The organism is Ancylobacter sp., from assembly GCF_965249975.1.
GTDB lineage: Bacteria > Pseudomonadota > Alphaproteobacteria > Rhizobiales > Xanthobacteraceae > Ancylobacter.
The window spans coordinates 507,714-520,196 of sequence record NZ_CBDFNE010000020.1; the positions used below are offsets into that span (position 1 = coordinate 507,714).

The 12,483-nt window shown below is 66.6% G+C and carries 12 protein-coding genes; 10 read left to right on the plus strand and 2 right to left on the minus strand.

From position 1 onward, the window contains the following. The first annotated feature begins 56 nt into the window (after nucleotides 1-56). Both glmU and glmS read left to right on the plus strand, forming a co-directional pair. Nucleotides 57-1,406 carry a bifunctional UDP-N-acetylglucosamine diphosphorylase/glucosamine-1-phosphate N-acetyltransferase GlmU gene (gene glmU, locus ACP2AH_RS20350; RefSeq protein WP_425107459.1) on the plus strand — a complete coding sequence of 450 codons (1,350 nt, stop codon included), beginning with the start codon at nucleotides 57-59 and terminating at the stop codon, nucleotides 1,404-1,406. Between the two features lie 114 nt (nucleotides 1,407-1,520). Next, nucleotides 1,521-3,344, plus strand: a complete 1,824-nt coding sequence (gene glmS / locus ACP2AH_RS20355; RefSeq protein ID WP_425107460.1) for a glutamine--fructose-6-phosphate transaminase (isomerizing) — start codon at nucleotides 1,521-1,523, stop codon at nucleotides 3,342-3,344. 109 nt (nucleotides 3,345-3,453) lie between these two features. On the opposite strand, the gene queF is transcribed toward glmS, so the two are convergent. Then, complete coding sequence (gene queF, locus ACP2AH_RS20360; protein ID WP_421700740.1) at nucleotides 3,454-3,915, minus strand: preQ(1) synthase; 462 nt, start codon at nucleotides 3,913-3,915, stop codon at nucleotides 3,454-3,456. Nucleotides 3,916-4,034: 119 nt separating this feature from the next. Here queF and eno point away from each other — a divergent pair, with 119 nt between their 5' ends. Further along, nucleotides 4,035-5,318, plus strand: a complete 1,284-nt coding sequence (gene eno / locus ACP2AH_RS20365) for a phosphopyruvate hydratase (RefSeq protein WP_244376443.1) — start codon at nucleotides 4,035-4,037, stop codon at nucleotides 5,316-5,318. 91 nt (nucleotides 5,319-5,409) lie between these two features. Here eno and ACP2AH_RS20370 read toward each other — a convergent pair whose 3' ends face one another. Further along, nucleotides 5,410-5,619, minus strand: coding sequence for a hypothetical protein (locus tag ACP2AH_RS20370; RefSeq protein ID WP_425107461.1), 210 nt, complete (start codon nucleotides 5,617-5,619; stop codon nucleotides 5,410-5,412). Between the two features lie 298 nt (nucleotides 5,620-5,917). Between ACP2AH_RS20370 and ACP2AH_RS20375 the strand changes: the two genes are divergently transcribed. The 7 genes from ACP2AH_RS20375 to lpdA all read left to right on the plus strand — a co-directional run bounded on the left by ACP2AH_RS20375 (nucleotide 5,918) and on the right by lpdA (nucleotide 12,454). Beyond that, nucleotides 5,918-6,250 carry an FtsB family cell division protein gene (locus ACP2AH_RS20375; RefSeq protein ID WP_425107462.1) on the plus strand — a complete coding sequence of 111 codons (333 nt, stop codon included), beginning with the start codon at nucleotides 5,918-5,920 and terminating at the stop codon, nucleotides 6,248-6,250. Between the two features lie 243 nt (nucleotides 6,251-6,493). Beyond that, on the plus strand, nucleotides 6,494-7,567 hold the full coding sequence (pdhA, locus tag ACP2AH_RS20380; RefSeq protein ID WP_279613744.1) for a pyruvate dehydrogenase (acetyl-transferring) E1 component subunit alpha: 1,074 nt from the start codon (nucleotides 6,494-6,496) through the stop codon (nucleotides 7,565-7,567). Between the two features lie 10 nt (nucleotides 7,568-7,577). Beyond that, nucleotides 7,578-7,877: a hypothetical protein gene (locus ACP2AH_RS20385; protein ID WP_307017976.1), complete on the plus strand. Its 300-nt coding sequence runs from the start codon at nucleotides 7,578-7,580 to the stop codon at nucleotides 7,875-7,877. A 40-nt stretch (nucleotides 7,878-7,917) separates the two neighbouring features. Beyond that, entirely contained in the window at nucleotides 7,918-9,333 is a 1,416-nt protein-coding gene (locus ACP2AH_RS20390; RefSeq protein WP_425107463.1) for a pyruvate dehydrogenase complex E1 component subunit beta, read from the plus strand. Between the two features lie 15 nt (nucleotides 9,334-9,348). Then, a complete protein-coding gene (locus ACP2AH_RS20395) occupies nucleotides 9,349-10,731 on the plus strand; it encodes a pyruvate dehydrogenase complex dihydrolipoamide acetyltransferase (RefSeq protein ID WP_425107464.1) in 1,383 nt (460 codons plus the stop codon). Nucleotides 10,732-10,742: 11 nt separating this feature from the next. After that, complete coding sequence (locus tag ACP2AH_RS20400) at nucleotides 10,743-11,027, plus strand: hypothetical protein (protein ID WP_425107465.1); 285 nt, start codon at nucleotides 10,743-10,745, stop codon at nucleotides 11,025-11,027. Nucleotides 11,028-11,032: 5 nt separating this feature from the next. Next, the gene (gene lpdA, locus ACP2AH_RS20405) at nucleotides 11,033-12,454 is read left to right on the plus strand and encodes a dihydrolipoyl dehydrogenase (protein ID WP_425107466.1); all 1,422 of its coding nucleotides are present in this window, start codon (nucleotides 11,033-11,035) and stop codon (nucleotides 12,452-12,454) included. The last annotated feature ends 29 nt before the right edge of the window (nucleotides 12,455-12,483 follow it).

Here is a 12,483-nt window from a genome sequence, read left to right on the forward strand (position 1 = left end):
GTTCCCGCGAAAGCCCTGCCCGGGCCGCGTCCCGCGTGCCGCTCTGGAGACCGCCGATGCGCCAGCTTCTCGTCATCGTCCTCGCCGCCGGGGAGGGCACGCGCATGCGTTCGGCGCTGCCGAAGGTTCTGCACGCGGTCGCCGGCCGGCCGATGGTGGCGCATGTGCTGGACGCGGCGCTGGCCGCCGGCGCGGCGCGGCTCGCCGTGGTGATCGGTCCCGACCACGACAAGGTGGCGACTGAGGTGCGCCGCGTGGCGCCGGAGGCGGAGATCTTCGTGCAGACCGAGCGGCGCGGCACGGCCCATGCCGTGCTCGCGGCGCGGGCAGCGCTGGAGCACGGTTTCGACGATGTGGTTGTCATGTATGGCGACACGCCGCTGGTGCAGCCGGAAACCCTCGCCGCGCTGCGGGCGCCGCTGGCGCAGGGCGCCGGGGTCGCCGTGCTCGGCTTCCGCCCCGCCGACCCCACCGGCTATGGCCGCCTCGTCACCGAAGGCGACGAACTCCTCGCCATTCGCGAAGAGAAGGAAGCGAGCGAGGCCGAGCGCGCGATTCGCCTGTGCAATGCCGGCCTGATGGCGCTCGATGGAAGCGTGGCGCTCGATCTGCTCGACCGTGTCGACGACGCCAATGCCAAGCGCGAATTCTACCTTACCGACGTGGTCGCCATCGCCCGCGCGCAGGGGCGCGCCACTGCCGTGTGCGAGGTGGCGGCGGAGGAAGTGGCGGGCGTCAACAGCCGCGCCCAGCTCGCCGAGGCGGAATCCATTTTGCAGCGGCGTCTGCGGGCGCGGGCGCTGGAAGCGGGGGTGACGCTGGTGGCGCCCGAGACCGTGTTCCTCTCGGTCGATACACGCTTCGGCCGCGACGTGATCGTGGAGCCGAATGTGGTCTTCGGCCCCGGCGTGCGGGTGGAGGAGGGCGCCACGATCCGCGCCTTCAGCCATGTGGAGGGCGCGCATGTCGGCCCCGGCGCCATTGTCGGTCCCTTCGCCCGGCTGCGTCCCGGCGCGGCACTGGGGCAGGGGGTACATGTCGGCAATTTCGTGGAGATAAAGGCGTCCGACCTCGCGGCGGGCGCGAAAGTGAACCACCTCTCCTATGTCGGTGATTCCAGCGTCGGCGCGAACACCAATATCGGCGCGGGCACCATCACCTGCAATTATGACGGCTTCCGCAAGCACCGCACCACCATCGGCGCCAATGCCTTTGTCGGCACCAACAGCCTGCTGGTGGCGCCGGTGAGCGTCGGCGACGGCGCCTATATCGGTACCGGCTCGGTCATCACCGATGACGTGCCGGCGGACGCGCTGGCCATCGGCCGGGCGCGGCAGGTCAACAAGCCGGGGCTGGCGGCGCGGCTGCGCGCACGGCTCTCCGCCGGGCTTGCGCCGAAGAAATGACACGAAGCCGGCGATACGAAGCGACACCGGAATTGATTTCAACGCTTCGGTGACGGCCGGTTAAACCCGCCATCGTAGCCTCGCGGATCGTCGCTTCACGAAAGGGCCCGGCTCATGTGTGGAATCATCGGCATTGTCGGCACCGAGCCGGTTGCGGATCGCCTGATCGACTCGCTGAAGCGGCTGGAATATCGCGGTTATGATTCCGCCGGCATCGCCGCGTTGCAGGGCGGGCACATTTCCCGCCGCCGCGCCGAGGGCAAGCTGCGCAATCTGGAAGAGGTGCTGCGCCAGACGCCGCTGGAGTCGCGCATCGGCATCGGCCACACACGCTGGGCCACCCATGGCCGGCCTAGCGTCGCCAATGCCCATCCCCACGCTACCACCGAGGTCGCGGTGGTGCATAACGGCATCATCGAGAATTTCCGCCAGCTGCGCGACGAACTCCTCGCTTCCGGCGCCAATTTCGAAAGCGAGACCGACACCGAGGTCGTCGCCCATCTGGTCACGCGCGAATTGCGTGCCGGCCTCAGCCCCACCGACGCCGTGGCGGCGGCGCTGCCGCGCCTTCAGGGGGCTTTCGCGCTCGCCTTTCTGTTCGATGGCGACGAAGACCTGTTGATCGGCGCCCGCAAGGGCAGCCCGCTCGCCATCGGTTATGGCAAGGGCGAGATGTATCTCGGCTCCGACGCCATCGCGCTCGCGCCCTTTACGGACACCATCGCCTATCTCGAAGATGGCGACTGGGCGGTGCTGCGCGCCAAGGGGATCGAAATCCGCGACTGCACCAACCACCGGGTGGAGCGCGCGGTGCAGAAGACCACCGCCACCGCCTTCCTCATCGAGAAGGGGGCCTTCCGTCACTTCATGGCCAAGGAAATGCACGAGCAGCCCGAGGTGGTGGCGCACACGCTGGCGCACTATCTCGACATGGCCAACGAGACGGTGCAGCTTCCCGAACTGCCTTTCGACTTCGCCAAGCTGGAGCGCGTCTCCATCGCCGCCTGCGGCACCGCCTATTATGCCGGGCTGATCGCGAAATACTGGTTCGAGCGCTATGCGCGCCTGCCGGTGGAGATCGACGTCGCCTCGGAGTTCCGCTACCGCGAGGCGCCGCTGCCGGCCAATGGGCTTGCCATCGTCATCTCGCAGTCCGGGGAGACCGCCGACACCCTCGCCTCGCTGCGTTATGCTGGGCAGGAAAAGCAGCATCTGCTCGCGGTGGTGAACGTGCCGACCTCCACCATCGCCCGTGAGGCGCATGCGGTGCTGCCGACGCTGGCCGGGCCGGAAATCGGCGTGGCCTCGACCAAGGCTTTCACCTGCCAGCTGGCGACGCTGGCGGCGCTGGCCGTCGCGGCCGGGCGCGCGCGTGGCGCGCTCTCGGTGGAGGAGGAGCGGGCGCTGGTGCATGCACTGGTGGAAGTGCCGCGCCTGATGAACCGTGCGCTCGACCTCGGCCCCGATATCGAGCACCTCGCCCGCAGCTTCGCCAAGACCAAGGACGTGCTCTATCTCGGCCGCGGTACGTCTTTCCCGCTGGCGATGGAAGGGGCGCTGAAGCTCAAGGAAATCTCCTATATCCATGCCGAAGGCTATGCCGCCGGCGAGCTCAAGCACGGGCCGATCGCGCTCATCGACGAGAACATGCCCGTCGTGGTGATCGCCCCGCACGATGCCGTGTTCGAGAAGACCATGTCGAACATGCAGGAAGTGGCGGCGCGCGGCGGGCGCATCATCCTCATCACCGACGAGGCCGGCGCGAAACTTGCGGCGCTGGAGACCGAGGCGACTCTGGTGCTGCCGGACATGAACCCGTTCATCACCCCGCTGGTCTACGCCATTCCGGTGCAGCTGCTCGCCTACCACACGGCGGTGGCGATGGGTACCGATGTCGACCAGCCGCGCAATCTGGCGAAGTCCGTCACGGTGGAGTAGGGGCCTCGCGTCGTTATTCCGGCCGCAGCCAAGCGGAAGATGCCGTCTCGCCGGCTCCGGATCGGTCCCGGATCGGCCTGCGGCCGTCCGGGATGACGATGTGCGGCGCTTACCCTCGCCCGCGATAGGGCGCAACGCCCTGGTCCGGCAGCCACACGCCCTCGAGCGGCGCGCCGCTCTGCCAGAACACGTCGATCGGTATGCCGCCGCGCGGGTACCAATAGCCGCCGATGCGCAGCCAGCGCGGGCTGAGCAGCGCGTGCAGCCGCAGGCCGATGGCGACGGTGCAGTCCTCATGGAAGGCGCCGTGGTTGCGGAAGCTGCCGAGATAGAGCTTCAGCGATTTCGATTCGACCAGCCAACCGTCCGGCACATAGTCGATCACCAGCTGGGCGAAATCCGGCTGGCCCGTCACCGGGCAGAGCGAGGTGAATTCCGGTGCGGTGAAGCGGGCGACGTAGTTCGTGCCGGGGTGCGGGTTCGGCACCTTCTCCAGCACCGCCTCGTCCGGGCTGGCGGGCAGGGCGGTGGGGCGGCCGAGCTGGGTCGTGCCGTCGGCGATGTCGGTCATGGCAGCGGTCTCCTGGGGGAGGGGGCGGGCGATATGTCGCTGGCACCTCTTTCGCATGTCACATGGCCGGAGTAGAAGCGCCTCGACCATCCTGACCGAGTTGAGCATTGGGGAAACGTATGACCGCCATCGTCGATATCGTTGGGCGTGAAATCCTGGACAGCCGCGGCAATCCCACCGTCGAGGTGGATGTGATGCTGGAAGACGGCTCGCAGGGCCGCGCCGCCGTCCCCTCGGGCGCCTCCACCGGCGCGCATGAGGCTGTCGAGCTGCGCGACGGCGACAAGGCGCGCTATCTCGGCAAGGGCGTTCTCAAGGCTGTCGAAGCGGTCAATGGCGAGATCTTCGACGCCATTGGCGGCATGGACGCCGAGGATCAGCCGGCCATCGACCAGATTCTGATCGAGCTCGACGGCACGCCGAACAAGTCGCGCCTCGGCGCCAACGCCATTCTCGGCGTCTCGCTGGCGCTCGCCAAGGCCGCCGCGGCCGCCCGCGACCTGCCGCTCTACCGCTATGTCGGCGGCGTGAACGCCCGCACCCTGCCGGTGCCGATGATGAACATCATCAATGGCGGCGCCCATGCCGACAACCCGATCGACTTCCAGGAATTCATGATCCTGCCGGTCGGCGCCCCGACCTTCGCCGAGGGCCTGCGCACCGGCGCGGAAATCTTCCACACGCTGAAGAAGGCGCTCAAGGACGCGGGCCATAACACCAATGTGGGCGACGAGGGCGGCTTCGCCCCCAACCTGCCCTCCGCCGACGCCGCGCTCGCTTTCGTGGTGAAGGCAATCGAGACCGCCGGCTACAAGCCGGGCGAGGATGTGTTCATCGGCCTCGACTGCGCCTCGACCGAGTTCTTCAAGAACGGCAAGTACGATTATGAAGGCGAGGGCGCCGTGCGCGATATCGAAGCGCAGGTGAAGTACCTCGCCGATCTCGTCGGCCGCTACCCGATCTGCACCATCGAGGACGGCATGGCCGAGGACGATTGGGCAGGCTGGAAGCTGCTCACCGACACCATCGGCTCCAAGTGCCAGCTGGTGGGCGACGACCTGTTCGTCACCAACGTCACCCGCCTGTCGGCCGGCATCACGCAGGGCGTCGCCAACTCGATCCTGGTCAAGGTCAACCAGATCGGCTCGCTGACCGAGACGCTGAACGCGGTCGAGATGGCGCACAAGGCTGGCTACACCGCCGTCATGTCCCACCGCTCGGGCGAGACCGAGGATTCGACCATCGCCGATCTCGCCGTCGCCACCAATTGCGGGCAGATCAAGACCGGCTCGCTGGCCCGCTCCGACCGCACCGCCAAGTACAACCAGCTGCTGCGCATCGAGCAGGAACTGGGGCCGCAGGCGATCTATGCCGGCCGTTCGGCGATCAAGTCGCTCGCCTGAAAGCCGGCACACCTGCTCTAGAATGCGAAAAGCCCCCGTCCTGGACGGGGGCTTTTTTGTCGGGGCGGGGCTTGCGAGGGCGCTGGCTTCGTCAGCGCTTCAGCCGCTCATATTCTGCCCTGAGGCGCGGCAGGTCGGGCACCTGCGGTACGTCCGGCTCCATCAGGCCGCCGCTGATCTCCAGCGCGGCAATGGGCCAGAGGCGCTCCACCAGCGCCGGAATCTCGTGAGACGGTACGGCCGCCATCTGCGCGTCCATGGCGCAGAGAGCGCGGGCGCGTTCTTCGACATTACGGGTCATGCATCGGCCTCCGTGCGTCCGGCCGGGGCCGGATCCACCGGGGAAGCTGCTCCGGTTCAGGCTCGGCGTCGATCCACGCCGGCTTGGCAAGTGAGACCGTAGCATTCCCGTGGGACCCCCACTGTCCACAACCGTACATAGGGCGGTAGCGACACGCCTTTGACGGTGTCACGTTCCCGGCATTCCCGCGCCCCGAGGCGGGAAAGGTGCGCCGCGCAGAGGCTGGTGCGCTGCGAAAAGAGCGGTTTTGGTCATTAGCGTTAACCGCCCCTCAACCGCGCCGGACTAGGCTCGCCTCATGATCATTCGCACCCGCTGGCGCTCCTTTTTCCAGACCGTCATCCTCCATCTCGGAGCGGCGGCGCTCGTCGGCTATTTCGCCTTCCAGGGCTATAATGGCCAATACGGGCTTCTGGCCCGCCGCAGCTTCGAGCAGCAGCACGCGGAGTTGACCCAGGAGCGCGACAAGCTGCGGGCGCAGCGCCAGGCGCTGCAGGCCAAGGTGGCGCTGATGTCGCCCGATCTGGTGGACGCCGACATGCTGGATGAGCAGGCGCGCGTGCTTCTGAACCTCGTGCATCCCAAGGATCTCGTGCTGCTGCGCGTCTCTGCGGGCCCGCAGGCGAACTAAACTAAAATTCATCAGCGACGGCGATCTCTGGTATGCCAGCCCCGTTCCGATAGGAAACGACGCTATTCCAGACGCTTAACTTAATTGAAGCTAAAAGTTCATTTGAACCGAAATTCAGTTTAATTGCGGAAACCGTTGCGCGCACAACATGTTGTGCGTCGCAGCATTGCGTTCAGCGCGTAGCGCGGGGAGCGAAGGTGCGTTATTAACGTGCCGACTTTGTCCCCGAGCTGAGGATGCGCCATGGCAGTCGCCGCCAACAAATCGGCCGTTGGAAGAGCCCCCACCGCGAAAGCGCCGGCCCGGGCCGCAGCCCGGAGTTCCGCGCGGCGGACGGACGGTACGGCGGCGGTTGTCGAGTTCACCCGGGAGCAGGAACTCGAGGCCTATCGCCGGATGCTGGAAATCCGCCGCTTCGAGGAAAAGGCCGGCCAGCTCTACGGCATGGGCCTCATCGGTGGCTTCTGCCATCTCTATATCGGCCAGGAAGCCGTCGTCGTCGGCATGCAGGCGGCCCTCAAGGAGGGCGATCAGGTCATCACCGGCTATCGCGACCATGGCCACATGCTGGCCTGCGGCATGGACCCCAAGGGCGTCATGGCCGAGCTCACCGGCCGTCGCGGCGGCTATTCCAAGGGCAAGGGCGGCTCGATGCACATGTTCAGCATCGAGAAGGGCTTCTTCGGCGGTCACGGCATCGTCGGCGCCCAGGTCTCGCTCGGCACCGGCCTCGCCTTCGCCAATCACTACCGCGACAACGGCAATGTGACCCTGGCCTATTTCGGCGACGGCGCCGCCAATCAGGGCCAGGTCTATGAGAGCTTCAACATGGCGGAGCTCTGGAAGCTGCCGGTCGTCTACATCATCGAGAACAACAAGTACGCCATGGGCACTGCGGTGAACCGCGCTTCCGCCCAGACCGATTTCTCCAAGCGCGGTTCCTCCTTCAACATTCCCGGCGAGCAGGTCGACGGCATGGATGTGCGGGCGGTGCAGGCGGCCGGCGAGCGCGCGGTCGAATTCGCCCGCTCCGGCAAGGGGCCCTACATCCTCGAAATGCTCACCTACCGCTATCGCGGCCACTCCATGTCCGACCCGGCCAAGTACCGGTCGAAGGAGGAGGTGCAGAAGATGCGCACCGAGCACGATCCGATCGAGCAGGTGCGCAACCGCCTGCTGGAAAAGAAGTGGGCCACCGAGGAAGAGCTTAAGGCGATCGACGCCGAGCTGCGCGACCAGATGAACGCGGCGGCGGATTTCGCCAGCACCGACCCGGAGCCGGACCCGTCCGAGCTCTACACCGACATCCTGCGCTGAGCGCGGCGCGATGCTGGCCAGCGTGTTCTGGGTCACTCTCGTCGCCGGCGTCTCGGCGGCGGTTGTGCTGTGGGTTCTCGCGGCGCGCGTTGCTCTCGGCATCGTCCGCGTCGCTGGCTCCTCCGTCCCGCGTGTCCTGGCGGCCGTGTTCTGGCCGTTCGGCGCGCGGTATCTGGCGGGCGCCACCTCGGCCGAAGCGACCGTGCTGAACAAGATGCTGGTCGCCTTCTTCGCCGCCCTTCTCGTCGCCATCGCCTCGATGGCCGTCTACAGCAATCTCACTCTGGTGCTTCCGGTACCGAAGCCGTGACGCGCGAGTTTTGACGCACGTTTCTCTGGGGAACGCCGCCATGCCGACCGAAGTTCTCATGCCTGCCCTCTCGCCGACCATGGAGAAGGGCAACCTCGCCAAGTGGCTCAAGAAAGAGGGCGATCAGGTCAAGTCCGGCGACGTCATCGCCGAGATCGAGACCGACAAGGCCACGATGGAAGTCGAGGCCATTGACGAGGGCACCCTCGGCAAGATCCTGGTGCCCGAGGGCACGCAGGATGTCGCGGTCAACACCCCGATCGCCGTCATTCTCGCTGACGGCGAGGACGCCGCCGCCATCGGCACGCCGAGCCCGCAGGCCGCCGAATCGGCGCCGCCGGTCGCTGCCGCTCCGGTCGAGCCCTCGCCGGTCGCCGCTGCTGCGCCGGCCACGCCGGCCGTGGTCAATTCCGCCGTCGCCGCCCCGCCCCAGCCGGAGGCGCTGCCGGAGCCGGACGTGCCGGAAGGCACGGAACTGGTCAGCCAGACCATGCGCGAGGCGCTGCGCGACGCCATGGCCGAGGAAATGCGCCGCGATGGCGACGTGTTCGTCATGGGCGAGGAAGTCGCGGAATATCAGGGCGCCTACAAGATCACCCAGGGCCTGCTGCAGGAATTCGGCGCGCGCCGCGTCATCGACACGCCGATCACCGAGCACGGTTTCGCCGGCGTCGGCGTCGGTGCGGCCATGGCCGGGCTGAAGCCGATCGTCGAGTTCATGACCTTCAATTTCGCCATGCAGGCGATCGACCAGATCATCAACTCCGCCGCCAAGACCCACTACATGTCCGGCGGCCAGATCGGCTGCTCCATCGTGTTCCGCGGCCCCAATGGCGCGGCGGCCCGCGTCGCGGCCCAGCACAGCCAGGATTACACCGCCTGGTACAGCCACATTCCCGGCCTCAAGGTGATCGCGCCCTATACGGCGGCGGATGCCAAGGGCCTGCTCAAGGCGGCGATCCGCGATCCCAACCCGATCATCTTCCTTGAGAACGAGATCCTCTACGGCCACTCCTCGCCGGTGCCGAAGCTCGACGATTTCATCGTCCCCATCGGCAAGGCGAAGATCGCCCGTCCCGGCAAGGACGTGACGCTCGTGTCCTGGTCCATCGGCATGAACTACGCGCTCAAGGCGGCGGAAGAGCTCTCCAAGCTCGGCATTGAGGCCGAGGTAATCGACCTGCGCACCATCCGCCCGATGGACGTTCCCGCCATCGTCGCCTCGGTGCAGAAGACCGGGCGCTGCGTCACGGTGGAAGAAGGCTGGCCGCAGTCCGGCGTCGGCGCCGAGATCGTCGCCCAGCTGATGGAGAAGGCGTTCGATTATCTCGACGCGCCCGTGCTGCGCGTGACCGGCCGGGACGTTCCCATGCCTTACGCCGCCAATCTGGAGAAGCTGGCCTTGCCGTCGGTGCAGGACGTCATCGACGCCGCCCGCGCCGTCACCTATCGCTGAGGTCGGAGAAGCGCCATGTCGATCGAAATCCTGATGCCGGCCCTCTCTCCCACCATGGAGAAGGGCAACCTCGCGAAATGGCTGAAGAAAGAGGGCGACAAGGTCGCCCCCGGCGATGTCATCGCCGAAATCGAGACCGACAAGGCCACGATGGAGGTCGAGGCCATCGACGAGGGCACGCTGGCGAAGATCGTGGTGCCGGAAGGTACCGTCGATGTGCCGGTGAACCAGCTCATCGCCGTGCTCGCCACCGAGGGCGAGGATGTGAAGGCAGTGGCCGCCGGCGGCGGCGCGGCCCCGGCCAAGGCGCCGGCGGAAGCGCCCAAGGCTGAGGCGCCCAAGACTGAGGCGCCAAAGGCGGCAGCCGCGCCGGCCTCCGCTGCCCCGGCCGCTCCCGCCCCTGCGGCGCCGGCTGCGTCTCCCGCCGCGTCCGGCGAGCGTGTGTTCGCCTCGCCGCTGGCGCGTCGCCTCGCCAAGGAGAAGGGTGTCGACCTCGCCTCGGTGAAGGGTTCCGGTCCGCATGGCCGCGTCGTTGCCGCCGATGTCGAGGCCGCTCCCGCCAGTGGCGTCGCCAAGGCGCCCGCGACCGTGGCAGCCGCTCCCGCAGCGGCCGCGCCCGCCCCGGCCGCCGCGCCGGCGCCGGTGTCGAACAGCGCGCTGCTGGAGCAGGTGAAGACCTTCTACGAGGCCGGCACCTATGAGGAAGTGCCGCTCGACGCCATGCGCCGTGTCATTGCCCAGCGCATGACCGAGGCGCGGCAGACCGTGCCGACCTTCTACCTCACCGTCGATTGCGACGTGGACGCGCTGTTGAAGCTGCGCGAGGAGCTGAACAAGGCGGCGCCGGAGAAGGACGGCAAGCCGGCTTACAAGCTCTCGGTCAACGACTTCGTCATCAAGGCCTATGCGCTCGCCTTCCAGCAGGTGCCGGATGCCAACATGGTGTGGGGCGGCGACCGCTACCTCAAGCTCAAGCATTCCGACATCGGCGTCGCAGTGGCGATTGACGGCGGCAAGGGCCTGCTGACCCCGATCATCCGCAAGGCGGAGACCAAGACGCTGTCGGCGATCTCCAACGAGACCCGCGACTTCGCCGCCCGCGCCCGCAACAAGAAGCTGATGCCGCACGAATATCAGGGCGGTTCGTCGGCAATCTCCAATTTGGGCATGTTCGGCATCAAAGACTTCACCGCCATCATCAACCCGCCGCACGCCACCATCCTCGCAGTGGGTGCCAGCGAGCAGCGGGCGGTGGTGAAGAAGGGTGAGCTGGCGGTGGCCACCGTGATGACCGTCACTATTTCCTGCGACCACCGGGTGATGGACGGCGCCATGGGCGCGCAGCTGATCGGCGCCTTCAAGGCGATCATCGAAAAGCCCATGTCGATGCTGGTCTGAGGGTAAGCAATATGACCGCCTTCCGGCCTCTCTCAACAACGTTTACCGCCGCAGCGTTATGTCTTGGCTCGACTGTTAGTTCTTTTGGGCAGGGTATGACAGAGGCCGAATTAAAGCAGACTATGGCTACCTTTATTAATCTGAAGGGCTATCTGTGTGCTGAAATTACACAAGTGACGCCGTTGACGCTCGAGAATACATATGAGGTAGAGTGCATCGAGTATCGTGGTGGAAAGAAGAAAGTTGATTATCTATTTGGAATCAGGGCCGGCGGTGTTGTGGTAGAGAAGAGGTGATTGTTATGGCCGGTGCTTCCTACGACGTTCTCTTCATCGGCTCCGGCCCCGGCGGCTATGTCGGCGCCATCCGCGCGGCGCAGCTCGGCCTCAAGGTCGGCGTCATCGAGCGCACCCATATTGGCGGCATCTGCCCGAACTGGGGCTGCATCCCCGCCAAGGCGCTGCTGCGCTCGGCGGAGATCTTCCACTATATCGAGCACGCCAAGGATTACGGCCTCGTCGCCGAGAAATTCGGCGTCGACATATCCGGCGTGGTCAAGCGCTCGCGCGGCATTGCGGCGCAGATGAGCAATGGCGTCGGCTTCCTGCTCAAGAAGAACAAGGTCGACGTGATCTGGGGGCAGGCGAGCCTCACCGCGCCGGGCAAGGTGACGGTTGCGGCCGTGGCCGAGCCGGCGCCGAAGGGCGCGCTCCCCGCGGGCGACTACACCGCCAAGAACGTCGTCATCGCCACCGGCGCCCGCCCCCGCGCCCTGCCGGGCATCGAGCCGGACAAGAAGCTGATCTGGACCTATTTCGAGGCGCTGGCCCCGGCGAGCGTGCCGAAATCGCTGCTGATCATGGGCTCGGGCGCCATCGGCGTCGAATTCGCCACCTTCTACAAGACGATGGGTTCGGACGTGACCATCGTCGAGCTGCTGCCGCAGATCCTCCCCGTCGAAGATGCCGAGATCGCCGAGCACGCACGCAAGCGCTTCGAGAAGCAGGGCATCAAGATCCTCACCGGCGCCAAGGTCTCCAAGGTGGTGAAGGGCGCCGACAGCGTCACCGCCACCATCGAGACCGCCCACGGCAAGGTCGAGACCCTCACCGCCGAGCGGCTGATTTCCGCCGTCGGCGTGGTCGGCAATATCGAAAATCTCGGCCTCGAGACGCTCGGCGTGAAGACCGACCGCGGCTGCGTGGTGGTCGACGGCCTGTGCCGCACCAATGTGCCGGGCGTCTGGGCGATCGGCGATGTCGCCGGCCCGCCCATGCTGGCACACAAGGCCGAGCATGAGGGCGTGATCGCCGCCGAGGCCATTGCCGGCAAGCATGCCCATGCCATGGACAAGCTGATGATCCCCGGCTGCACCTATTGCATGCCGCAGATTGCCTCCGTCGGCCTCACCGAGAAGAAGGCGAAGGAAGCCGGCTTTGAGATCAAGGTCGGCCGCTTCCCCTTCATCGGCAATGGCAAGGCGGTGGCGCTGGGTGAGCCGGACGGGCTGGTGAAGACGATTTTCGACGCCAAGACCGGCCGCCTGCTCGGCGCTCATCTCGTCGGCGCCGAGGTCACCGAGCTCATTCAGGGCTTCGTGCTGGCGATGAATCTGGAAACCACCGAGGAAGAGCTGATCAACGCGGTCTTCCCGCACCCGACGGTTTCTGAAACGATGCATGAGAGCGTGCTCAGCGCCTATGGGCGGGCGATCCACGTCTGAGGGGAGGGGCGGCCGCGTGCCGCCCTTGC

Bases quoted from the DNA above. Each gene is read 5' to 3' on its own strand.
- glmU (WP_425107459.1), top strand. From the start codon at position 57: ATGCGCCAGCTTCTCGTCATCGTCCTCGCCGCCGGGGAGGGCACGCGC.
- glmS (WP_425107460.1), top strand. From the start codon at position 1,521: ATGTGTGGAATCATCGGCATTGTCGGCACCGAGCCGGTTGCGGATCGC.
- queF (WP_421700740.1), bottom strand. From the start codon at position 3,915: ATGACCGACATCGCCGACGGCACGACCCAGCTCGGCCGCCCCACCGCC.
- eno (WP_244376443.1), top strand. From the start codon at position 4,035: ATGACCGCCATCGTCGATATCGTTGGGCGTGAAATCCTGGACAGCCGC.
- ACP2AH_RS20370 (WP_425107461.1), bottom strand. From the start codon at position 5,619: ATGACCCGTAATGTCGAAGAACGCGCCCGCGCTCTCTGCGCCATGGAC.
- ACP2AH_RS20375 (WP_425107462.1), top strand. From the start codon at position 5,918: ATGATCATTCGCACCCGCTGGCGCTCCTTTTTCCAGACCGTCATCCTC.
- pdhA (WP_279613744.1), top strand. From the start codon at position 6,494: ATGGCAGTCGCCGCCAACAAATCGGCCGTTGGAAGAGCCCCCACCGCG.
- ACP2AH_RS20385 (WP_307017976.1), top strand. From the start codon at position 7,578: ATGCTGGCCAGCGTGTTCTGGGTCACTCTCGTCGCCGGCGTCTCGGCG.
- ACP2AH_RS20390 (WP_425107463.1), top strand. From the start codon at position 7,918: ATGCCGACCGAAGTTCTCATGCCTGCCCTCTCGCCGACCATGGAGAAG.
- ACP2AH_RS20395 (WP_425107464.1), top strand. From the start codon at position 9,349: ATGTCGATCGAAATCCTGATGCCGGCCCTCTCTCCCACCATGGAGAAG.
- ACP2AH_RS20400 (WP_425107465.1), top strand. From the start codon at position 10,743: ATGACCGCCTTCCGGCCTCTCTCAACAACGTTTACCGCCGCAGCGTTA.
- lpdA (WP_425107466.1), top strand. From the start codon at position 11,033: ATGGCCGGTGCTTCCTACGACGTTCTCTTCATCGGCTCCGGCCCCGGC.